Annotated in this window: 19 protein-coding genes; 10 read left to right on the top strand and 9 right to left on the bottom strand. The window is 66.7% G+C overall.

What is annotated here, in order from left to right:
* Positions 1-59: 59 nt before the first annotated feature.
* The 5 genes from DTW89_RS07040 to DTW89_RS07060 all read right to left on the bottom strand — a co-directional run bounded on the left by DTW89_RS07040 (position 60) and on the right by DTW89_RS07060 (position 3,496).
* A complete protein-coding gene (locus tag DTW89_RS07040) occupies positions 60-680 on the bottom strand; it encodes a DUF3299 domain-containing protein (protein WP_236637061.1) in 621 nt (206 codons plus the stop codon).
* A 174-nt stretch (positions 681-854) separates the two neighbouring features.
* Positions 855-1,106, bottom strand: a complete 252-nt coding sequence (locus DTW89_RS07045) for a hypothetical protein (RefSeq protein ID WP_114655418.1) — start codon at positions 1,104-1,106, stop codon at positions 855-857.
* A 49-nt stretch (positions 1,107-1,155) separates the two neighbouring features.
* On the bottom strand, positions 1,156-2,394 hold the full coding sequence (locus tag DTW89_RS07050) for an FtsX-like permease family protein (protein ID WP_114655419.1): 1,239 nt from the start codon (positions 2,392-2,394) through the stop codon (positions 1,156-1,158).
* Complete coding sequence (locus DTW89_RS07055; protein ID WP_114655420.1) at positions 2,391-3,074, bottom strand: ABC transporter ATP-binding protein; 684 nt, start codon at positions 3,072-3,074, stop codon at positions 2,391-2,393. Before DTW89_RS07055 ends, DTW89_RS07050 begins: the two co-directional genes overlap by 4 nt.
* Positions 3,071-3,496 (bottom strand): Fur family transcriptional regulator, encoded by a 426-nt coding sequence (locus DTW89_RS07060; RefSeq protein ID WP_114655450.1) that lies wholly within the window; start codon positions 3,494-3,496, stop codon positions 3,071-3,073. The genes DTW89_RS07055 and DTW89_RS07060 overlap by 4 nt, the downstream gene beginning before the upstream one ends.
* 336 nt (positions 3,497-3,832) lie before the next feature.
* On the opposite strand from DTW89_RS07060, the gene DTW89_RS07065 reads away from it, so the two are divergent.
* The gene (locus tag DTW89_RS07065; RefSeq protein WP_114655421.1) at positions 3,833-5,023 is read left to right on the top strand and encodes a DUF1513 domain-containing protein; all 1,191 of its coding nucleotides are present in this window, start codon (positions 3,833-3,835) and stop codon (positions 5,021-5,023) included.
* 92 nt (positions 5,024-5,115) lie between these two features.
* Here DTW89_RS07065 and msrA read toward each other — a convergent pair whose 3' ends face one another.
* Positions 5,116-5,652 carry a peptide-methionine (S)-S-oxide reductase MsrA gene (gene msrA / locus DTW89_RS07070; RefSeq protein ID WP_114655451.1) on the bottom strand — a complete coding sequence of 179 codons (537 nt, stop codon included), beginning with the start codon at positions 5,650-5,652 and terminating at the stop codon, positions 5,116-5,118.
* Between the two features lie 95 nt (positions 5,653-5,747).
* Here msrA and DTW89_RS07075 point away from each other — a divergent pair, with 95 nt between their 5' ends.
* The 6 genes from DTW89_RS07075 to DTW89_RS07100 all read left to right on the top strand — a co-directional run bounded on the left by DTW89_RS07075 (position 5,748) and on the right by DTW89_RS07100 (position 13,464).
* Entirely contained in the window at positions 5,748-6,428 is a 681-nt protein-coding gene (locus tag DTW89_RS07075; RefSeq protein WP_114655422.1) for a TetR/AcrR family transcriptional regulator, read from the top strand.
* 4 nt (positions 6,429-6,432) lie between these two features.
* Complete coding sequence (locus tag DTW89_RS07080) at positions 6,433-7,614, top strand: efflux RND transporter periplasmic adaptor subunit (RefSeq protein WP_114655423.1); 1,182 nt, start codon at positions 6,433-6,435, stop codon at positions 7,612-7,614.
* Positions 7,615-7,620: 6 nt separating this feature from the next.
* Positions 7,621-10,908 (top strand): efflux RND transporter permease subunit, encoded by a 3,288-nt coding sequence (locus tag DTW89_RS07085; RefSeq protein WP_114655424.1) that lies wholly within the window; start codon positions 7,621-7,623, stop codon positions 10,906-10,908.
* Positions 10,909-10,932: 24 nt separating this feature from the next.
* Complete coding sequence (locus tag DTW89_RS07090) at positions 10,933-11,646, top strand: protein-L-isoaspartate O-methyltransferase family protein (protein ID WP_114655425.1); 714 nt, start codon at positions 10,933-10,935, stop codon at positions 11,644-11,646.
* Between the two features lie 21 nt (positions 11,647-11,667).
* A complete protein-coding gene (locus DTW89_RS07095; protein ID WP_114655426.1) occupies positions 11,668-12,009 on the top strand; it encodes a rhodanese-like domain-containing protein in 342 nt (113 codons plus the stop codon).
* 126 nt (positions 12,010-12,135) lie between these two features.
* On the top strand, positions 12,136-13,464 hold the full coding sequence (locus DTW89_RS07100) for a TolC family outer membrane protein (RefSeq protein WP_114655427.1): 1,329 nt from the start codon (positions 12,136-12,138) through the stop codon (positions 13,462-13,464).
* Positions 13,465-13,534: 70 nt separating this feature from the next.
* Here DTW89_RS07100 and DTW89_RS07105 read toward each other — a convergent pair whose 3' ends face one another.
* The 3 genes from DTW89_RS07105 to DTW89_RS07115 form a co-directional block, all read right to left on the bottom strand.
* Complete coding sequence (locus DTW89_RS07105; protein ID WP_114655428.1) at positions 13,535-16,225, bottom strand: bifunctional acetate--CoA ligase family protein/GNAT family N-acetyltransferase; 2,691 nt, start codon at positions 16,223-16,225, stop codon at positions 13,535-13,537.
* 172 nt (positions 16,226-16,397) lie between these two features.
* The gene (locus DTW89_RS07110) at positions 16,398-17,756 is read right to left on the bottom strand and encodes a 3-deoxy-D-manno-octulosonic acid transferase (protein ID WP_114655452.1); all 1,359 of its coding nucleotides are present in this window, start codon (positions 17,754-17,756) and stop codon (positions 16,398-16,400) included.
* A gap of 182 nt (positions 17,757-17,938) precedes the next feature.
* A complete protein-coding gene (locus tag DTW89_RS07115; protein ID WP_024815076.1) occupies positions 17,939-19,327 on the bottom strand; it encodes a phosphomannomutase/phosphoglucomutase in 1,389 nt (462 codons plus the stop codon).
* A 144-nt stretch (positions 19,328-19,471) separates the two neighbouring features.
* Here DTW89_RS07115 and DTW89_RS07120 point away from each other — a divergent pair, with 144 nt between their 5' ends.
* Genes DTW89_RS07120 through DTW89_RS07130 form a run of 3 tightly spaced genes read left to right on the top strand, consistent with a single transcriptional unit; the run spans position 19,472 to position 22,584 of the window.
* Positions 19,472-21,070: a DNA-3-methyladenine glycosylase 2 family protein gene (locus tag DTW89_RS07120; protein WP_114655429.1), complete on the top strand. Its 1,599-nt coding sequence runs from the start codon at positions 19,472-19,474 to the stop codon at positions 21,068-21,070.
* Positions 21,071-21,130: 60 nt separating this feature from the next.
* Entirely contained in the window at positions 21,131-21,661 is a 531-nt protein-coding gene (locus tag DTW89_RS07125) for a methylated-DNA--[protein]-cysteine S-methyltransferase (protein ID WP_114655430.1), read from the top strand.
* Positions 21,658-22,584, top strand: coding sequence for a DMT family transporter (locus DTW89_RS07130; protein WP_114655431.1), 927 nt, complete (start codon positions 21,658-21,660; stop codon positions 22,582-22,584). Before DTW89_RS07125 ends, DTW89_RS07130 begins: the two co-directional genes overlap by 4 nt.

A 22,584-nucleotide genomic window follows, 5' to 3' on the forward strand; every position in this document is an offset into this window, starting at 1 on the left:
GTCACAGGGCTGGTCACGGGGCCGGGGCGAATGGGCAGCAGAAAAGAAAAAGGCGGCGGTTATTTCACCGGCACCGCATCCACCATGCGGTAGTACAGGCCGTAGGGGTCGTTGGAGAGCACGGTGAATTTGCCCTCCACCACCACCGGTTCCAGCGAATACCGTACGGGGGTTTTGGCCTTGACCTCGACCATGCTCTCCGGCCCGCCCGGCGTGCAGAACGAGCAGGTCAGCGGCACCGAGGTGAGGATGAAGTGGGTCTGCGTGGGCTTGGCGTCCAGCGGCACCATGAAGCCCTGGATGCGCTGCGTGGTCTTGTCCAGGCCCTTTTGCGCGTCGTTGAACATGGGCACGATGCGGTCTTTGGTGGTTTTCTTGGTCAGATCGGTCAGCACCGACCATGGCACCACGTCGTTGCGTTGAGGCAGCGGCGCAATCGGGCTGCTGGGGCTGTGGTAACCGGCGCCCGCGCCCGCTGGCCCAGCTGCAGCCGCCCCCGCCGCACCACCGGTACCGGGCAACGGAGCGCCGGGCGCTGGTGCCTCGGCCGCAGGCTTGGCGCCCTGCGCACCCACCTGCGCGGGGGCAGCAAAGCACGCGGCCAGCGCCACCACCAGTGCGCAAGCGCGCCGTGGGGCAGAGCCGTATCGCCGGGAACAAACCATTGCGGGATGGGGCATGAAAATAACCTTCAGTGAACTGCCTTGCAGCAACAGGGCCGGATTATTTTGCGCAGTTTCAACGCGCATAAGTGCGTGGGCGCCTCAAGCCCGTGCCACCGAGGCCAGGCCACCGGTGGCGTCCCCCTTGGGGGAAGGCGCTGCAAGCAACGCAGGTGGGCTCAGGTGCGGACTTCAGTGGCTGTGGCGCATGCCGCAGTTTGTGCCAATGCCCAGGCCTTTGCAGGCGGTCTGGAGTGCTTTTTGGCAAACGTCGTGGCCCTTGCCCGACTCAAGGCATTTGGCAGCGGCCTCGTGCGCGGCGGCCATGGCGCGGTGGCGCTCGATGTCGGCCTTGGTTTCCTTGTCGCTGTGGGTCTGGGCATGTGCCAGGGCGCCGGCCAGCAGCAGGGGGGCCAGGGCCAATGCGGTGAGGAGCTTTTTCATGGAGAGCCTTTCAGGTAGGTGGGGTTGAAAAAAGGAGTCACCGGGCGGGTCAGGGCTGACTCAGCAAGTCGGCCACGTCGGTGCGGTAGGCCTGCACGGCGGGCAGCAGCGCCGCCAGCGCGGCCACGCCTGCGGCCAGCAGCGGCACACCGGCTTCGGCGGGCAGCCAGATCCAGCCTGTAACCGGCAGCAGGCCCTGCGCCTGCAGCGCCCAGCCCAGGCCATGGGCCAGTGCGTGGCCCAGCAGCAGGCCCAGGGCAGACGCCAGCGCGGCCAGCCACAGCGCCTCGCACAGCACCAGCCCGGCCACGCGGCCCGGGGGCGCGCCCAGCATGCGCAGCATGGCCAGGTCGGCGCGGCGCTCGCGCACGGCGTTCCACAGCGCAATGAACACGCTCAGTGCGGCCACCGCCAGCAGCACGCCGCCAAAGGCGCGCAGCACGTCGGCGCCCACGCCGAGCAGGCGCAGCAGGCGCGTGACCTCGATGGCGGGCGCCGCTGCCTGCAGGGCGGTGTCGGCATTGATCTGGCGCGGCAGCGTGATGGCGGCCATAGGCGTGCGGTAGCGGACCAGGGCCACGGTCACTTCACGCTCTTCTTTCAATATCTCCAGGTCCTCGGCATCGGTGGCCGTGGCGGTCTCGTGCACCATCCACACCGATTCGGTGCTGGTCAGGATCAGCCGGTCGAGCACGCAGCCACAGGGCGCGAGCACGCCGCTGACACGGTAGGGGTGGCTGCCGTGCGCGTGCCCTCCCCCACCCAGGCCGTGGCTGCCGATGAAGGTGGCGCCCACCAGCGGCGCGTCCGCATGGCTGGCTTTGACAATGCCGCGCGCCACACTGGCGCCCAGCACCGCGTCCATGGGCTGCTGCCACAGCGCGCCTTCGGCCAGCGTGGCCTCGTAGTGCGCCACGTAGTCGGGCGTGGTGCCCACAATGCGAAAGCCCTGGTAGCTGTCACCCAGGCTCAGCGGAATCACCTGCGCCACCAGCGGGTTCTTCTGCAGGGCCTGCACCTCTTGCAGCGGGATGTTGCCCGCGGGCACATCGATGTGGAACACGCCCGCCAAGATGAGCTGCAGCGGGCTGCCCTTGGCGCCCACCACCAGGTCGATGCCTGCGAGGTCGCGCTCAAACGCCTTGTCGAGCTGGGTGGCCACCAGCAGCACGAGCGTGATGGCGGCCAGGCCGAGCGTCAGCACCAGCAGGTTGAGCACCGCCGCCAGCGGGCGGGACCACAGGTAGCGCCATGACAGGCGCGCCAGTTTGAAGACTCCTGAATTCATAGCTGCTTGCGCTTATCCAGTAAGCGCTTGGCGCCCATTTCATTCAAATCCAGCTGCTGCACACCGGCCAGGGCCTGCACCACACGCTGGTCGTGCGTGGCAATCACCAGGCTGGCATCGCAAGCGGCGGCGCTTTGCTGCAGCAGCGCCAGCGCGTCGGCAGCGGCCTCGTCGTCCAGGCTGGCCGTGGGCTCATCGGCCAACAGCACTTGCGGCGCCAGCAGCACGGCCCGCGCCAGCGCCACGCGCTGCGCCTGCCCGCCCGAGAGCTGGTGCGGCTTGCGCGCGGCCAGCTCGGCGACACCCACCTGCGCCAGCGCGCGTGTGATGGCCGCATCGTCGCGCGGCAGCCCGGCCGCAAAGTAGACCAGCGCCAGGTTGTCGGCCACCGTGAGCGCACTCGAGAGGTGCAACTTTTGCGGCAAAAACCCGATGCTGCGGGCGCGCCAGGCGTCCATTTCGGCCCCGCGCTGCGTGCCCAGCTGCGTGCCCGCTACAAACAGGTCGCCCCCGCTGGCCCCGCGCAGCCCGGCTATCAATGACAGCCAGGTCGATTTGCCCGAGCCCGAGCGCCCGCGCAGCAGCAGCGTGCCGCCCTGGCGCAGGTCCACATCGGGAAAGCGCAGCGGCGCGGTGCCGCCGGTGGCATAGCGATAAGAAAGGCCCCGGGTGCGGATCATGCGGCGGCACCCCCGGCCGGGTGGGCGCAGTCTGCGCAGCGCCCATGCACCGCAATGTCTACCGCCAGGCTCTCATGCCCGGCCGTGGCCAGCGCCTGCAGCACCTGCTTGAGGGCCGTCTGCACCTTGGCCGAACCCTGGGACAGGCGGAACTGGCGGTGGCAGTCGTCACATTCGAAGCGGGGGGCTGCGCCCTCTTCACCCTGCGGTGCCAGCGCATACCGTGTGACGCGGGCGGCATCCACCTGCTTGTGCAGCAGGCCTGCGGCGGCAAAGCGGTCGAGCATGCGGTAGACGGTGACCTTGTTGATGGGGGCACCTGCGGTGGCCAAGGCTGTCTCTACTTCGGCTTCGGACAGCGCTGCGTTTGGGCGGGCCTCGTACAGCTGAGCCAGCGCCCGCGTGGCGCGGGTGGCGCGCATGCCGGGCGGCAGCGTCCAGGGCGTGCTGAGGCGGGAGGTAGAAAAGGTGGAGGAGCTCGGCATGGGTTACGGATAGGCGGCAAGCGCGTGTAACGCAATCGGGTTGCATTATGCCCTGATGCAATCCGTCAGCAGATTCATCCCGTCGGCCTTGCGGGTGGATGCCTGCCGCCCTCGTTGCCGGCACGGTTTTCCGTCACCTCAGGCGGCGCTGGCGGCTGCCTTGTGGCAAAGCTCTCGTTTGAGCCACCGCAAAACACTTCGCTGCTCTCCAGTGCGGGACGCGCACACGCTGCCTATAGTCTGCAGCTTCGCTTGAAATGAATGAATCTATAGATGCTCTCCTCCCTGAATCGTCGACATAGCCTGCGTGTGATGGGCGCCATCAGCGCTTGGACAGCGCTTGCCTCGGCACAGACCACCGCCCTGGCCACTTCATCCCATGCAGACCGCAAAGCCGACCCGCTTGCCCCGCAAACAGTGGCCATGGCCTGGCGTGCCGGCGCTGCACCCGCTGAAGACAGCGACCCCAAAGCCCATCGCATCGGGCTGCTGCAGGTTGACTGGGGCCAGCGGCGCAGCACCTGGAGCCGCGTGCAGCCTGCGCCCAACCGGGCACACGGGCTCACGCCCGACGGGCGGGGTGGTCTCTATGCAGTGGCCGCGCGCCCTGGCGACTGGCTGGTGCACCTGCCAGCCGATGCGGCACAGGCGCCGCGCTGGCTGCACCCCGGCCGCGACGAGGCATCGACCCGCACTCTCAATGGGCACCTGCTGCTCAGCTCGGATGGCCGCTGGCTTTACAGCAGCGAGACCGGGCGCGATGACGGCAGCGCCTGGGTGGTTCGCCGCGATGCGCAGACGCTGCGCGCTGTTGCCGCGTGGCAGCTGCCGGGCGTGGATGCGCACCAGATGCTGTTTGACGCCGATGAACGCCATGTGCTCGTCGCCCTGGGCGGCATACCCCGCGACGAACGCGGCCGCCGTGTGCCCCACAAGCGCCTGGCGCCTGCCCTGCTGCGCCTGGACACGGACTCTGGCACCGTGCAGCAGCGCTGGGCGCTTGAAGACCCCCGCCTGAGCGTGCGCCACATGGCATGGTCAGTGGACGGAGACCAGCGCCTGCTGGGCATTGCGCTGCAGGCGCAGCACGACGAACGCCAGGAGCGCCGCAACGCGCCCATGATCGCCGTGTGGGACGGCAGCACGCTCACGCTGCCCCCCTGCCCCGCCATCGACCATCAAGGTTATGCAGGCGATATTTGCGCCGGCCCCGGCGGCAGCTTTTTGCTCAGTGCCCAGCGCAGTGGCAACGCCCTGTTGTGGCACCCCGATGCGCCCGACGGGTTGATCCCGCTGGGGGAGCTTAAGGAAGTCTGCGCCCTGGGCAGCTGGCGCGACGCGCGTGGCATGGGCATGTTGATGGGCGCAGGCCGCGGCCTGGCCCGGTGGCAGGCAGGTGAAGCACAAATGCTGCCCTGGCCCGAGATGCTGGCCCCCGACAACCACCTCGCGCTGCTGCTCTGACTGGGCTGGTGCGCGGCCTGCCCGCAGGCAACTGTTGCCGAGGCGGCCCCGCGCATCGCCGTGAATGGGCGGTGGCCCGCTGGTGGCGCGCCTTACGCTTTCAAATACCGCGCAAATGTCTTGCGAAACTTTTCCACCTTCGGCCCCACCACAAACGCGCAATACCCGGCATTGGGGTTGTTCGCAAAATAGTCTTGGTGGTACGCCTCGGCCGCGCTGTAGTTGGTCAGTGGCTTAACCTCGGTGGTGATTGGCGCGCCAAACAGCTTGTCTTGCGACATCTGGCGGATCATGTCGTTGGCGATGTCGCCGTGCTCGGGGGACTCGTAATAGATGCCGCTGCGGTATTGCGTGCCCACGTCGTTGCCCTGGCGATTAAGGGTGGTGGGGTCGTGGGTGTGGAAGAAGATTTCCAACACCTCCTGCAGGCTGATCTCGTCGGCATCAAAGGTCAGGCGCACCACCTCGGCGTGGCCGGTGTCGCCCTGGCAGATCTGCTCGTAGCTGGGATGGATGGTGTGGCCGTTGGTGTAACCGCTTTCCACATTGGTGATGCCGCGCACGCGATCAAAAACCGCCTCGGTGCACCAAAAGCATCCGCCTCCCAGGGTGATGGTTTGCTGTGTCATGGATGTTTCCTTGCCAAGGTGGTTGTGCAACACCGCATTATGAATTGACGCTGTAGCAGGCGCTTGCTACATTACTAACCAGTCAGTCAGTAAAAATGCACGTCCCCACCTCTCTACATCCCACCACTGCGGTCAAACGCGAACGTCGCAAGGAAGCGCGCCCCGGCGAACTCATCGAAGCCGCGCTGGAGCTGTTTGTCGAAAAGGGTTTTGCGGCCACGCGGGTGGATGAAGTGGCGGCGCGTGCGGGGGTGTCCAAAGGCACCCTGTTTTTGTATTTTCCCAGCAAGGAAGAGCTGTTCAAGGCCGCCGTGCGCGAAAACATTGCTGGCCGGTTTGCCGAATGGACGCTGGAGCTGGACGCTTTTGAGGGCAGCACGGACGACTTGCTGCGCTATTGCTACAAGGTGTGGTGGGAGCGCATTGGCAACACCAAAACCTCGGGCATCACCAAGCTCATGCTGAGCGAAGCGCACCATTTCCCCGAAATCACCGAGTTTTATCAGTGCGAAGTGGTGCGCCCTGGCCAGATGCTGATTCGCCGGATACTCCAGCGGGGCGTGGACCGCAACGAGTTTCGCCCGCTCGACATGGACTACGCGGTGTATCTGGTACTGGCCCCGATGATCTTTCTTACGCTGTGGAAACACTCCATGGGCGCCTGCGTGCCAGATGCCCTGGACCTGGACCCCGAAAAATACCTGGCCATGCAGGCCGACAACCTTCTGCACGGCCTGTATGCGGCCGCGCCCTCCCCGTCCCCTACACCGCTGTGACACCATGAAACGCTGGATTCTCTGGGTGGCTGTCGCCATCGCTGTGGTGCTGGTGGGCGGTGGCGTCTGGCGTGCCCTGGCCGCGCGGCAGGCGCAGCAAAAGGCCCTGGCCGAATCCAGCGCGCAACGCAAAGAAGCCACCCTGGACCTGGCGCCCGGTGAAATGGTCACGGTGCAGCGCCAGCGCATTGCGCTGGGGGTGCCCGTGTCTGGCTCGCTGCGCGCCGTCGAATCGGCCATGGTCAAGGCCCGCGCGGCAGGCGAATTGCAGGGCCTGACCCTGCGCGAGGGCGACAGCGTGCGCGCCGGGCAGGAAATCGCCCGCATCGACAGCACCGAGGCGCGCGCACGCCTGCGCCAGGCCCAGCAGCAAGCCGATGCCGCCAAGGCCCAGGTGGACATCAGCCAGCGCCAGTTCACCAACAACCGCGCGCTGGTGGACCAGGGCTTCATCTCTGCCACGGCGCTTGCCACCTCGCAGGCCAGCCTGGACGCCGCGCAGTCCACCTACCGGGCGGCGCTGGCCGCTGCCGATGTGATGCGCAAATCGCTCGACGACACGGTTGTGCGCAGCCCGCTGACGGGCCAGGTGTCGCAGCGGCTGGCGCAGCCCGGCGAGCGCGTGGGCGTGGATACCCGCATCGTCGAGGTGGTGGACCTGTCAAAACTGGAGCTTGAGGCCCTGCTGAACCCTGCCGATTCGTTGGCCGTGCGTGTGGGCCAGAAGGCCCGCCTGCAGATCGAGGGTGTGGCCGCCCCCATCGAGGCCACGGTGGCCCGCATCAACCCCAGTGCACAGGCCGCCAGCCGCACGGTACCGGTGTACCTTGTCATCGAACAAGGCGCAGCGGCATCGGTGCTGCGCCAGGGTCTGTTTGTGCAGGGCACGCTCGACACGGGCCACGCCGATGTGCTGGCCTTGCCACTGGATGCCGTGCGCACCGACAGGCCGGCGCCCTATGTGCAGGCGGTGCAAAACGGCCGCGTGGTGTATGTGCCGGTAAAACCGGGCGCCCGTGCCGTGGTGGCGGGTGACACGCTGGTGGCGATTGAGGGCGTTGCCGAAGGCACGGCGGTGGTGGCCGGGCGCATGGGGTCGCTGCGCGAAGGCACTCCGGTGCGAATGCAGGACGCGCCAGCCGCGCCTGCTGCCGCCGCATCCCCTGCATCGCGCCCCGCCCCGTAACCCGCCATGTGGTTCACCCAGGTCAGCCTGAAAAACCCGGTGTTCGCCACCATGGTGATGCTCGCCATCGTGGTGCTGGGCCTGTTTTCTTACCAGCGGCTCAAGGTAGACCAGTTTCCGGACATCGACTTTCCGGTGGTGGTGGTCACGGTGGACTACCCCGGCGCTTCGCCCGAAATCGTGGAGAGCGAAGTCACCAAAAAGATCGAGGAAGGCGTCAACTCCATTGCGGGCATCAACGCCCTCACCTCGCGCAGCTACGAGGGCACAGCCGTCGTCATCATCGAATTTCAGCTGCACATTGATGGGCGCAAGGCCGCCGAAGACGTGCGCGAGAAGGTGGCCATTGTTCGCCCCACGCTGCGCACCGAGGTGAAAGAGCCGCGCGTGCTGCGCTTTGACCCGGCCAGCCGCGCCGTGTGGTCGCTGGCGGTGCTGCCGGATGACAAGGCCGGGGCAACAGAGCGCAGCGTGAGCGCCGCCGTACCGCCCCAAGGCGCGAAGGCCCCCTCGGGGAGCAGCGAACCACGCGCAGCGGGAAGCGTGGGGGCTCCCTCTGCAGTGGAGCTGACCACCTGGGCCGAACAGATTCTCAAAAAACGGCTCGAAAACGTGCGTGGCGTGGGCGCTGTCAACCTGGTGGGCGCCACCAAGCGCGAGATCAACATCTACCTGAACCCGCAGGCATTGGAAGCCTTTGGCGTGACCCCCGACCAGGTGGCCGCTGCGGTGCGCAACGAGAACCAGGACTTGCCCGTGGGCGCCATCCGCTCGTTGGCGCAGGAGCGCGTGGTGCAGATCGATGCGCGCATGCAGCGGCCCGAAGACTTTGGCCGCATCATCGTGACGCGCAAGAACGGCGCGCCCGTGCGGGTGGAGCAGCTGGCCCGCGTGCAGGATGGCGCGCAAGAGGTGGAGAGCCTGGCGCTTTACAACGGCCAACGCACGCTGCTGCTGTCGGTGCAAAAGTCGCAGGGCGAAAACACCATTGAGGTGGTGGATGGCCTGAACGCCGCCGTGCTTGAGCTGCGCGACCAGTTGCCGCCCGGCGTGCGCCTGGAGACCATTGGCGACAGTGCCCGCCCGATTCGCGTGGCCGTCAACAACGTGCGCCAGACCCTCATCGAAGGTGCTTTGCTCACGGTGCTGATTGTTTTTCTGTTCTTGAACTCGTGGCGCTCCACCGTCATCACGGGTCTTACGCTGCCCATTGCGCTGATCGGCACGTTTTTGTTCATGAACATGTTCGGCTTCACCATCAACATGATCACGCTGATGGCCCTGAGCCTGTGCGTGGGTCTTTTGATCGACGACGCCATCGTGGTGCGCGAGAACATCGTGCGCCATGTGCAGATGGGCAAAGGTGCCTACCAGGCAGCCATGGACGGCACGCAGGAGATCGGCCTGGCCGTGCTGGCCACCACGCTGTCGATCGTGGCGGTGTTCATGCCCATCGGTTTCATGGGCGGCATCATTGGCAAGTTCTTCCATGAGTTCGGCATCACCATCGTGGCGGCGGTGCTGATCTCGATGTTTGTGAGCTTCACGCTCGACCCCATGCTGTCGAGCATCTGGCACGACCCCAGCATCCATGCCCACGGGCAGCGCACCGAACCCGTCACTTTTTATGACAAGACCATCGGCCGTGTCACCGGCTGGTTTGACCGCGCCACCGATGCCCTGGCCGAAGGCTACCAGGGCATCCTGCGCTGGTCGCTGGTACACAAGCTGTCCACGCTGGGCATTGCGCTGGCCATCTTCGTGCTGAGCGTTTTCATGGTGCCGCTGCTGGGCACCGAGTTCGTGCCCAAGGCCGATTTTTCGGAAACCACTATCAACTTCTATACGCCCGTGGGCTCGTCGCTGGAGGCCACCGAGGCCAAGGCGCGGCAGGTGGAAGGCATCCTGCGCGAGTTTCCCGAGGTGCGCTACACGCTGTCCACCATCAACACCGGCAGCGCGCAGGGCAAGATGTACGCCAGCATTTATGTGCGCCTGGTCGACCGCAAGGACCGCAGCCGCAGCGTGGATGCCATGTCGGGCGTGCTGCGCGAGCGCCTCAAGCAGGTGCCGGGCATTACCGTGACCCATGTGGGCCTGCTGGACCCGGTGGGTGGCCAAAAGCAGGTGGAGTTCTCGCTGCAGGGGCCTGATCTGCAGGAATTGGAGCGCCTGACCCGCATCGTCAACGAGAAGATCCGTGATATTCCGGGCCTGGTGGACCTAGATACGAGCGCCAAGCCAGACAAGCCGGTGATTGCGCTCGATGTGCAGCGTGATGCAGCGTCCGACCTGGGGGTTTCCGTGGCCCAGCTGGCCGCATCGCTGCGCACGCTGGTGGCCGGCACCACGGTGGGCAATTGGCGTGCACCCGATGACCAGACCTACGACGTGAATGTGCGCCTGGCGCCGGAAGCCCGCACCACCCCACAAGACCTGGAGCGCCTGCCCTTTGCCCTGACGGCGGCCGACGGCAGCACCCGCATCGTGCGACTGAACCAGGTGGCCCGGGTGACGGAGTCCACTGGCGCCAACCAGATCAACCGCCGTGACCTCACGCGCGAGGTGGCAGTCACCGCCAACGTGGCCGACCGTTCTGCGGGCGAGGTATCCAACGACATCAAGAAGGCGCTCGACAGCGTGGTGTTTCCACCGGGCTACCGCTACCAGTTTGGTGGCTCCACCAAAAACATGGCCGAGTCGTTTGGCTATGCCATCTCGGCGCTGGTGCTGGCTATCGTGTTCATCTACATGATCCTGGCCAGCCAGTTCAAGAGCTTCTTGCAGCCGCTGGCGCTGATGACCTCGCTGCCGCTCACGCTGATCGGCGTGGTGCTGGCGCTGCTGATGTTCCGCTCCACGCTGTCGATGTTCTCGATCATTGGCGTGGTGATGTTGATGGGCCTGGTCACCAAGAATGCCATTTTGCTGGTGGACTTTGCCATTCGCGCCCGCGAGGAATTCATTGACGACACCGGCCGCACCGTGCCCGGCCTGCCCCGTGCCGAGGCCCTGTTGCTGGCCGCCCGCGTGCGGCTGCGCCCCATCCTCATGACCACGCTGGCCATGATCTTCGGCATGGTGCCGCTGGCGTTTGCGCTGTCCGAGGGTTCGGAGCAGCGCGCGCCCATGGGCCAGGCCGTGATCGGCGGCGTCATCACCTCGTCGCTTTTGACGCTGGTGGTGGTTCCGGTGGTGTATTGCTACATGGATGATCTGGCCCGCTGGGCACTTGCCCGCATGGGCCGCGGCCAGCCCGCGCCCGTGCCCCCTAAAATCAAGGGTTTGTCCTGACCCGCCTTCCCCTGGAGAGATTCCATGAACATGCCTTTGAACACGTCCGCCAACATCAGCGACCCTATTGAACAGGCCCGCTACAACATGATCGAGCAGCAGATCCGCCCGTGGAATGTGCTGGACGCAGACGTGCTGGAGCTGCTGGCTGTGGTGCACCGCGAAGACTTCGTGCCCCCGGCCTGCCGCAGCATGGCGTTCATGGACATCGAAATCCCCCTTCTGGGCACGGATGCCGAAGATGCCGTGCGCCTGGGTCACAGCATGCTGCAGCCCCGGATTGAGGCCCGCATCCTGCAAGACGTGAAGATTTTGCCCACCGACCGTGTGCTCGAAATCGGTGCGGGCTCGGGCTATATGGCCGCCCTGCTGGCGCACCGTGCGCAAAGCGTGGTCTCGCTCGAAATCTTGCCCGCCCTGGCTGAAATGGCACAAGACAACCTGCAGCGCGCCGGTGTCACCAACGCCCATGTGCGCGTGTCCGACGGTTCCCGCGATGCCGTGCCCGAAGGCCCGTTCGACGTGATCGTGCTCAGTGGCTCCGTGGCTGAAGTTCCTAAACACCTGTTGTCGATGCTGCGCGATGGCGGCCGCCTGGCTGCCATCGTGGGCCAGGAACCCGTCATGCGCTTCACGCTGGTGCGCCGCACCAGCGAGCGTTTTGAAATCACCTCGCCCTGGGACACCATTGCCCCGCGCCTGGTCGGCTTTGCCGAACCCTCGGGCTTTTCGTTCTGATCTGGCGTCCTGGAGTTCTGCGTGATCGACCATGTCCGCCCTGCGCTGCTGACCGACTGGTTTGCGCAGGCCGCTGTCGAAGGCCAGCCCCTGGTGCTGGACGTGCGCGAGCCCTGGGAGCTGCAGACCGCCAGCGTGCGAACAGACGGCTTTGAACTGGTTGCGATTCCCATGGGCGAGCTGCCCGGCCGACTGAGCGAACTGGACCCGTCGCGCCCCTTGGCGTGTCTGTGCCACCATGGCGTGCGCAGCCTGCATGTGGCGGTTTTCCTGGATCAGCAGGGTTTTGAAACACTGGCCAACATCACAGGTGGCATTGATGCCTGGTCCCGCGAACGCGACACCAGCGTGCCTCGGTATTGAGCGGCGGTGAGTGTTTTGATCATGTGAGCCCACCTTGCCCAAAACCGCCAGCTCGTTGTTGCCCGTGCTCACCACAGCCCTTGGTTCACAACCCCTTGCCCGCGCAGAACTACCTGAAGGACCTCCATGAACCCGCTTCGGCTTCTTCCCCTGTCCCTGGCACTCAGTGCCGTTTTTTGCGCGCCGGTGCACGCCCAGAGCCTTTTGCAGCTGGTGGATGCCGCGCGTGGCTACGACACGGTGTGGCAGGCAGCCAAGCTTCAGCTGGATGCGGCCTCCAGCCGCGCTGAACAAGCCCGTGCCGGCCTGCTGCCCAGCGTGGGCCTGTCTGCAGGAGTGTCCCGCGCCAACACCGAAGTCACCCGCCCCCCGGTGGACTTCAGTGGCAGCGCGCAGAACGTGGGGTTGAGTGCATCGCAACCCCTGTACCGCCCGGCCAACCGCATCAATTTTCAGCAGGGCCAGCGCGGTATCGACGTGGCCCGTGCTCAGCTCGAAGCCGCCACCCAGGACCTGCTGGTGCGCGTGAGCCAGGCTTACTTTGACGTGCTGGCTGCCCAAGACACGCTCACCTTTGTGCAGGCGCAAAAAGCGGCGGTCTCCGAGCAGCTGGCCTCTGCCAAACGCAATTTCGAGGTGGGCACCTCCACCGTCACCGATTCCCGCGAGGCCCAGGCCCGCTACGACCTGGTGATTGCCCAGGAAATCGCTGCCGAGAACGACCTGCGCGTGAAAAAGCTGGCGCTCGACCAGCTGGTGGGCATCACCGGCACCCAGCCCGTGGCACTGGCCCAGCCGGTGCAGTTGCCCAGCGTGCAGCCCGACGATGTGGCAGCCTGGGTGCAAACGGCACAAGACCAGCAGCCCGGCGTGCGCCAGGCCCAGATCGCCCTGGACATTGCGCGCCTTGAAACGCGCAAGGCGGGCACCGGGCATTTGCCCACGGTGGACCTGCAGGCGGGCTACAACATTGCGCGCAACCCGAACGGCACCGTCACCACACCGGGCATGAACAGCCGCACCAACAATGCCAGCGTGGGCGTGGCACTCAACCTGCCTTTGTTTGCGGGCTTTGCGGTGCAAAACCGCATCAAGGAAACGCTGGCCCTCGAAGAAAAGGCCCAGGCCGACCTTGAAACCACGCGCCGCAACGTGGCGCAGGCCACGCGGGCGGCATTTTTTGGCGTGCAGTCTGGCCAGGGTCAAGTGCGGGCACTGGAGGCCGCGGAAGCATCCAGCCAGAGCGCGCTGGATGCCAACAAGCTGGGTTACCAGGTGGGCGTGCGCATCAATATTGATGTGCTCAATGCACAAAGCCAGCTCTTCCAGACCAAGCGTGACCTGGCCCAGGCGCGCTACAACGTGCTGCTGGGCACCCTCAAGCTGCGCCAGGCGGCAGGCTCGCTGAGCGAAGACGACGTGGCCGCCATCAACCGCCTTTTGCTCCAGCCCTGACCGCCGCGCCAGCCCGGCACCAATGGCCGGGACGCGACGCGCCAGGGTCGCAGGACAGGCGCGTGATGGACTACAGCGTGTGCGTCACCAGCTTGAAATCGGCATCTTCCGGGAAGGGCTTGACCACAAACCCCAGGCTGCGCATCAGCTTGAGCATGCCGGGGTTGTTGGCCAGCACAAGGCCGTCGATCTCGGCCAGGCCTTTGTCGCGCGCCACATCCATGATGCTCAGCATCAGGCGCGAGCCCAGGCCCTTGCCATTGAAGTCGTCGGCCACCACCAGCGCGAACTCGCAGCTCGACTGATCGGGGTTGGTGACATAGCGCGACACCCCCACGATGCGTTCGGTCTCGGTGATGTCGCCATCAGCACCCACCGTGCGCTCGCGGAACACGGCCACCAGGGCCATTTCGCGGTCGTAGTCGATCAGCGTAAAGCGCGCCAGCATCGAGGCGGGCAGCTCCACCATGGACGAAATGAAACGGAAATACCGGCTTTCCGGCGACAGGTTCTGCACCAACTGCTGCAGCATCTGCGCATCGTCGGGATGAATGGGGCGCACCAGGTATTCGCCGCCCCCGCGCATAGGCCACAGCTGCTCATAGCGCGCGGGATAGGGCAGGATGGCCAGGTGGCTGAAGTTGTCTGCCCGCCCTCCCGAGGTGTTGGCCGCCTGGTCGATGGCAATGCGCGCATCCACCGCCACGGCGCCCTGCTCGTCCACGATGAGCGGGTTGATGTCCATCTCGCGCAGCTGGGGCAAGGCACACACCATTTCCGACACGCGCAGCAGCACCTGCTCCAGCGCGTCACGATCGACCGCGCTGGCGCCGCGCCACTCGCCCAGTGTCTCGGCCACGCGGGAACGTTCGATCAGCCGGCGCGCCAGAAACTGGTTGAGCGGCGGCAGTTCCATGGCGCGGTCGTCGATCAGCTCGATCATGGTGCCGCCCGCACCAAAGGTGATGACCGGGCCAAACGGATCGTCGGTGACGAGGCCGATGCAGATCTCGCGCCCGCGCCGGGCGCTCGCCATGTTCTGCACGGTCACACCATTGATGCGTGCCTGCGGCTGCAGACGCGCCACGCGCTGAACCATATCGGTATACGCGTCGCGGGCGGCAGTGCCGCTGTGGATGTTGAGGGCAACGCCGCCCACATCCGACTTGTGGCTGATATCGGGCGAATCGATCTTCAGCGCCACCGGGAAGCCCATCTGCGTGGCGATCATCATGGCCTCGTGCGCATTGCGCGCAAGGATGGTCTTGGTCACCGGGATGTGGAACGCGGCCAGCAGCGTCTTGGACTCCATCTCGGTGAGCACCTTGCGCCGCTCGGCCAGCACGCTTTCAATGACCAGGCGCGCGCCTTCAATGTCGGGCTTGGCCAGCGTGGACAGCGGCGGCGGTGTTTGCTGCAGCAGCTGCTGGTTCTGGTAGAACGAGGCGATGTTGCCAAAGGCCCCCACGGCGGCCTCCGGCGTGCGAAAGCTCGGGATGGACGCATCGCGAAGGATGGCGCGCGCTGGCACCACCGAGGCATCGCCCATCCAGCAGGCCAGCAGCGGCTTGCTCATGTGCTTCTTGACCTCGGCGAGCGCGGTGGCCACCCCGCACGAGTCCGAACCCACCTTGGGCGAATAGATGGCCAGAACCCCATCCACCTGACGGTCTTTGCTGGCCGCCTCGATGGCCAGACGAAAGTGCTCCGCGCCAGCGTCTTCCGACAGGTCGATCAAGTCTGACAGCGACGCCAAGGGCGGCAACTGCGGCGCGAGTGCGCGCACCGATTCGGGCGACAGCTTGCCCAGGTTGAGCAAAATTTCATTGACCCAGTCGGCCGCCAGCACACCAGGCCCACCGCCATTGGTGACGATGGCCAGGCGCTTGCCCACCGGCCGGTAACGCGACGCCAGGCACTTGGCCGCCGAAAACAGCTCGACAAACGAACGCACGCGCACCGCGCCCGCGCGGCGCAGGGCTGCATCAAACACATCGTCGCTGCCCACAATGGTGCCGCTGTGCGTCTGGGCGGCCTCGTTGCCCGCGGGCTTGCGCCCGGCCTTGAGCACCACCACCGGCTTGGCATTGGCCGCCGAACGCAGCGCGCTCATGAAACGGCGTGCGTTGGAAATGCCTTCCATGTAGACGACGATGCTTTGCGTGCGCGCATCGTGGGCCAGAAAATCGAGCACCTGGGCAATGTCCACGTCCGTGTTGGGCCCGAGCGACACCACGGCCGAAAACCCCACGGCGTTGTTGCTGGCCCAGTCCAGGATCGACGAGGTGAGCGCCCCCGACTGGCACACCAGCGCCAGAGGGCCATCGCTGGCCAGGGGGCCGGCCGCGCTCGCATTGAGCTGCAGGTGCGGGCGCTGGAACCCGAGTGAATTGGGGCCCAGCAGATACAGGCCCTCACGCCGGGCTATTTTCTTGAGATTGGCGGCCTGGTCTGCATCCATGCCGCTGGACAGCACCAGTGCGGCGCGGCAGCCAATGCGCCCCGCCACTTCCAGCGCGGCGGGCACTTCGGCAGGGGGCAGCGCGATGATGGCCAGGTCTGACTTTCGTTGGGCCAGATCGGCCAGCGTACCGCTGGTGTGGGTGTCCACAAACTGCAGGTTGCCGGCAAAACGCTGCGCCCTCAGGGCCGGATGCAGTGCCCGCGCATACGAGGTCAGCGTTTCGGGTTCGTCTGCCTTGCCCGCCAGAACGGCAATGGAAGCAGGCGCAAATAGCGGCGTGAGGTAGTGTTTGTCCATGGGTGTTGCTGCAGCGTCGGTGAGGCAATCGAAAATCGGGCGGCGGTTGGATGTGACTGTGGCACAGCTCGCGCCCAATCCACACAAAGCCGAGTGCCCGAGGTGACATTGTCAGGGTACAAGATGGCCCAAAACACCGGGCGCAGGGCATTCGGCCCCCACGCAACCCTGTTCAGGGCGTGGCAGGAATGCCCAGCAGGGCCCGAATGGCGGTGGCCGTCAGGCGCGCAGCGCCCCGGTGCTGCAGGGTGAAGTCCTGGGTCAGGCCGCGGGCGGCGGCCAGCCGGGGGGCGTTTGTGGCCAGATCGCAGGCCTGCTGCACGCCCTGGCCGATGTCAGCCACGCGGTGGGCCACGCCCTGTTCGCAGGCCAGCGTGGCCGCCTCGGCAAAATTGAAGGTGTGTGGCCCCAGCACGACGGGGCAGCCACAGGCAATGGCCTCGATGAGGTTCTGCCCGCCCAGCGGGGCAAAGCTGCCGCCCAGCATGGCCACATCGGCGAGGCCGTAATACAGCACCATCTCGCCCAGCGAGTCGCCCAGCCACACATCGGCCGGCTCGGGCGCATCAGCCCACTGGCTGCGGCTGGACACGGTCAGGCCGGCGCTGCGCAGCAGCTGCTGCACCTCGGCAAAGCGCTGGGGATGGCGCGGCACCACCAGCCACTGCACCGGACTGGCGCCCTGGTTTGCTTCACTATTGATAGCTGCAGGCGCTTGCTGCGAAAGGGCTGGGTGCCAATTTCGCTTAAAAACATCCAGCCACATGGCTTCTTCGCCTTCGCGGCTGCTGGCGAGCATCACCACGGGCCGGGCACTGCGCGCGCGCCATGCTCGCCCCCGCGCCCGTTGCGCGGCATCCGGAATCACGTCGAACTTGAGGTTGCCGAATACACCCTGCACCGGCGCGCCCATGCGCTGCAGGCGTTCGGCGTCGGCATCGGTCTGTGCCCAGACGGCCGTCAGCCCGCCATAGGCCGGCCGGGCCAATGCGCCCAGGCGCTGTGATTTGCGCAGCGATGTGGCGTTGAACCGCGCATTGGCCAGCACCAGGGGTATGCCGCGCTGCTGGCAACCCGCCACGAGGTTGGGCCAGACCTCGGTTTCCATCAGGATGCCGATGGCCGGCCGGAACTGGCGCAAAAAGCGGCGCACCGCCCCCCGCGTGTCCCAGGGCTGCCACACCTGCACATCGCCCGGCAAAAGCAGCTTTTCGCCCTCGGCGCGGCCGGTGGCGGTGCCGTGGGTGAGCAGCAGCCGCATGCCAGGCAGCTGCTGGCGCAACTCGGCCAGCAAAATGGCGGCGGCCCGGGTTTCGCCCAGCGATACGGCGTGGATCCAGACAAAGCTGTGCAGCGGGTCGGTGCTGCTCTGGGGCATCAGGCTGTCGATGGGCCGTGCATAGCGGCCAAACCGCTCGCCCACCGCGCGGCCATAGCCGGGCTCAGCCACGGCGCGGCGCCGCAGCTTGCGCAGCAGCAACGGTTGGGCAGCCCAGGTCAGGACGGAATAGAGGGCGCGGGCGAGGGACATCTCAGGGATACCGGATTCCACATGCCACCCGTGACCGATGAAACTGACGCGGCCCATGCGCGGGCAGCCGCGCAAGGGCCGCCATCACAACGCGTAGGCGCTGGCTGCGTCCCCCTGCCCGCAGCGCACAGCGCTGCAAGAGCGGGGGGAAGGCGCGAAGCGACTCAGGCGGTTGTTTCACTTCAGTGCGCCGCGCTGCCCACCTGGGCGTCGGGTTTGACGCGGTGCAACAGGGCCAGCATGGCCGCTTCGATGCGGGCCAGCGCCTCGGGCGTGTGGCCTTCAAAACGCAGCACCAGCACGGGCGTGGTGTTGCTGGCGCGGATCAGGCCAAAACCATCGGGCCAGTCCACCCGCAAGCCATCAATGGTGTTGATCTGCGCCGGTGCTGCAAAGGTGCCTGCCGCCAGGGCCTGCAGCTCGGTCGTGAGGCGGTGCGGCTCGCCCTCGGCGCAGGCCACATTGAGCTCAGGGGTGCTGAAGCTGGTGGGCAACGCATTGAGCACGGCGCTCGGGTCGGCGCTGCGGCTCAGAATCTCGAGCAGGCGGCAGCCCGCATAGGTGCCGTCGTCAAAACCGAACCAGCGCTCCTTGAAGAAGATGTGACCGCTCATCTCGCCGCCCAGGGGCGAGTTGAGCTCTTTCATGCGCGCCTTGATCAGAGAGTGCCCCGTTTTGTACATCACCGGCACGCCGCCCGCTGCGGCAATGGCGGGCGCCAGGCGCTGGGTGCATTTCACGTCGAACAAAATATGCCCGCCCGGCACGCGGCTGAGCACGTCTTGTGCAAACAGCATCATCTGGCGGTCGGGGAAGATGTTGGTGCCGTCCTTGGTGACGATGCCCAGGCGGTCGCCGTCGCCATCAAAGGCCAGGCCCAGCTCGGCATCGCTGGCCTGCAAGGCAGCAATCAGGTCGAGCAGGTTTTCGGGCTTGCTCGGATCAGGGTGGTGGTTGGGAAAGTTGCCATCCACCTCGGAAAACAGCTCAATCACCTCGCAGCCCAGCGCGCGAAAGATGGCCGGGGCCGACGCGCCGGCAATACCGTTGCCGCAATCAACCACGATCTTCATCGGGCGGGCCAGCTTCACGTCGCCGGTGATGCGCTGCGCATAGGCAGGCAGCACATCCACCGTGCGCACGCTGCCGCCGGGCAGCAGTTGCCAGGTCTCGGCCTCCATGGTGCGGCGCAGCGCCTGGATTTCATCGCCATAGATGGCGCGGCCGTTCAGCACCATCTTGAAACCGTTGTAGTCGCGCGGGTTGTGGCTGCCGGTGACCTGGATGCCGCTGGTGCACAGCGTGCTGGCCGCGAAATACAGCAGGGGCGTGGTGACCAGGCCCACGTCGATCACTTCGATGCCCGCTTCGATCAGGCCTTGCACCAGCGCGCTGCTGATAGCGGGGCCGGAGAGCCGGCCATCGCGCCCCACGGCCACCGTGGTCTGGCCTTCGGCGCGGGCGGCGGTGCCAAAGGCCCGGCCCAGGCCCAGGGCCACTTCTTCGTTCAGGGTGGAAGGCACGATGCCGCGGATGTCGTAGGCCTTGAAGATGGCGGGTGTAGGTTGCACGGAAAGGTCTTTCGCTGCGAGGGGGGTCGAATGTCCGCTGCATTGTAGGGGCGCCCCGCGCAGTACCCCACCCAAGCCCGGGGAGCGCAGGCACAGGTCCGAAAACGGCCAGCCCGGCCGCACCGGCGGCCTATCATCGAGCCCATGACAACGCCCGCCCCGCGCCCCGCCTCGCCAGCCGACACGGCAGTCGACCCGTCGGCTGACGATGGCTGCTACCGTGCCCTGCAGGCCCGGGATGCGCGCTTTGACGGGCGGTTTTTCACTGGCGTCACCTCCACCGGCATTTACTGCCGCCCGGTGTGTGCCGTGCGCACACCCCGGCGCGAAAACTGCCGGTTCTTCACGCTGGCCGCGCAGGCCGAGGGCGCAGGCTTTCGGCCCTGTCTGCGCTGCCGACCCGAGCTGGCGCCGCAGGCACTGGCGTGGTCGGTGCAGGACGCCAGCGGCATTCTGGTGCGGCAGGCCGTGCAGCTGCTGGATGCCCCCGAGGCCTGGGATGCAAGCCAGGCCCCCAGCGAAGGCCGCAATGCCACCGTGGCCCTGCTGGCCGCTCGCCTTGGCGTGAGCGACCGGCACCTGCGCCGCATTTTCGAGGCGGCATTGGGGGTGTCGCCACTGCAATACCTGCAGACGCGGCGGCTGCTGACCGCCAAGCAGTTGCTGACCGACACGCCCATGCCCGTCACGCAGGTGGCCTTGGCCAGTGGTTTTGCGAGCGTGCGCCGTTTCAATGCTGCGTTTGCGCAGCACTATGGGCTCAACCCGACCGCGCTGCGCCGGGGCGGCACCCGGGCCGCGGGCGTGCAGGCGGCCACGCTGCGGCTGGCTTATCGGCCACCGCTGGATGTGCCGGCCTTGCTGGCCTTTTTTGCCCGCCGCCAGTTTCACGGGGTGGAGTGGGCGGGCGACGCGGCCACCCCGGCGCTGCGCCGCACGGTGCGCCTGCAAACTCGGGGTGCTGGCGGGCCGCAAGAGCATTGCGGCTGGCTGAATGCCCACTTTGACCCCGACCGCCACCAGGTGCTGGTGCAGACCAGCGACAGCCTGTACCCCGTGCTGCCACTGGTGATGCGCCGCGTGCGCGCCATGCTCGACCTGGACGCCGACCCTGCGGCCATCAATGCCGTGCTGCACGCCAGTTTTCCCGAGGGCGATGGCCTGCGCGTGCCCGGCGCTTTTGATGGTTTTGAGCTGGCCGTGCGTGCCGTGCTGGGGCAGCAGATCACCGTGGCGGCCGCACGCACGCTGGGGCAGCGGCTGGTAGAGCGTTTTGGCGAGCCCATCGCCACGCCCTGGCCTGAACTTACACGGCTTTTCCCCTCCCCGGCCGTGCTGGCGCAGACGCCCGGCGAAGCCCTGGGGCAGCTGGGCATCGTGCGCCAGCGCCAGGCGGCCATCGTGGCGCTGGCGCGGGCGGTGGACGGCGGCCAGTTGCAGTTGCAAGGTGGCGCAGACGTGGTCGCCACCACGGCGGCGCTGTGCGCGCTGCCCGGCATTGGCGACTGGACGGCGCAGTACATCGCCATGCGCGTGCTGCGCTGGCCCGATGCGTTTCCGGCGGGCGACGTGGCGCTGCAAAAATCCCTGGACGTGCAGGCGCACAAAAACCCGGCACGCGCGGCCACCCTGGCCTCGCTGGCCTGGCAACCCTGGCGCAGTTATGCCGTGGTGCGCGCATGGGCGGCGGGCAGCATCGCGAGCAACCCCAGTGCGACAGCGCTGGAATTAATATCAAAATAATAGCTGTTTGCGCTTATCCCATAAGCGCTACAAGTCAATTTCATTCAATATTGGTTGACCATGCAATACCACCCCTCCACCGTGCAGACGAGCACCTCTACCCGCCTGGGCACTGTGCGGCTGGCAGCATCTCCCCAGGGCCTGGTCGGCCTGTGGTTTGACGGCCAGCGCCACCAGCCCGCGCAACTCTACGGGCCCCACGCCTGGCCGCAAGACCTGCACCATCCGGTGCTGGTGGCCGCCATCGAGCAACTGCACCAGTACCTGCGTGGCGAGCGCACCGGGTTCGAGCTGCCGCTGGATCTGGCGGGCGGCACGCCGTTTCAGCAGGACGTGTGGCGCGCGCTGCTGTCCATCGGGTGTGGCCACACCACCAGCTACGGCGCGCTCAGCCAGCAACTGGGCCGCCCGGCCGCGGTGCGCGCCGTGGGGGCCGCCGTGGGACGCAACCCGGTCAGCGTGGTGGTGCCATGCCATCGGGTGCTGGGCAAGGATGGTTCGCTGACGGGCTACGCCGGCGGTCTGGAGCGCAAAAGCGCGCTGCTGCAACTGGAAGGGGCAGCGCTGCGCCCGGCGCAGGTGCCCGCATGAACGCCCCGGCGACCAAGCCCGTGTCGGCATGGCTGGGCGAGTTTGTGCTGCTGGCGGCCCTGTGGGGCGCATCGTTTCTGTTCATGCGGCTGGGGGCCTCAGAGTTCGGGCCGCTGCCTACGGCGGGGCTGCGGGTTGCGCTGGCCACACTGTTCCTGTGGCCCATCCTGCTGCAACAGGGGCAGTGGCCGGCGCTGCGCAAGCACTGGAAACCGGCGCTGCTGTCGGGCGTGGTGAACTCGGCCATCCCGTTCGCCCTGTATTCGTGGGCGGTTTTGCACATCACCACGGGTCTGGCTTCCATCCTCAATGCCACGGTGCCGCTGTTCGGCGCCCTGGTAGCCTGGGTGTGGCTGGGCGACCGCATCAACCGCCTGCGCTGGCTGGGCTTGGGGCTAGGTTTCGTCGGCGTGGCGCTGTTGGCCTGGCGTGCACCGGGGGGCGCGGGCATTCAATCGGATGACGCGCCCTGGGCCATTGCCGCCTGCCTGGGGGCCACCACCTGCTATGCCGTCGCCGCCAGCTTTGCCCGGCGCTACCTGGCCGGGGTGCCGCCGCTGGCCGCAGCCACGGGCAGCCAGCTCGGGGCGGCGCTGGGGCTGTTCTTCCCCATGCTGTGGTTCTGGCCCGCGGCCATGCCGGGGCCGCGCACCTGGGGGGCCATCATTGCCATCGCGATCCTCTGCACGGGCATTGCCTACATCCTCTACTTTCGCCTCATTGCCCACGCCGGCCCCAGCCGCGCGCTGGCGGTGACGTTTCTGGCGCCGGTGTTTGCCTTGCTGTATGGCGCGGTGTTTCTGCACGAGGCCATCACGCCCTGGATGATTGGCTGCGGGCTGATCATTGTGTGCGGCACCATGTTGTCAACGGGACTTATCAGTACGACGCGCAAGCCCTCACAGGCTGCCAAACAGGCCTAA

The sequence above is a fragment of the Acidovorax sp. BoFeN1 genome (genome assembly GCF_003345135.1).
Taxonomy (GTDB): domain Bacteria; phylum Pseudomonadota; class Gammaproteobacteria; order Burkholderiales; family Burkholderiaceae_C; genus Acidovorax; species Acidovorax defluvii.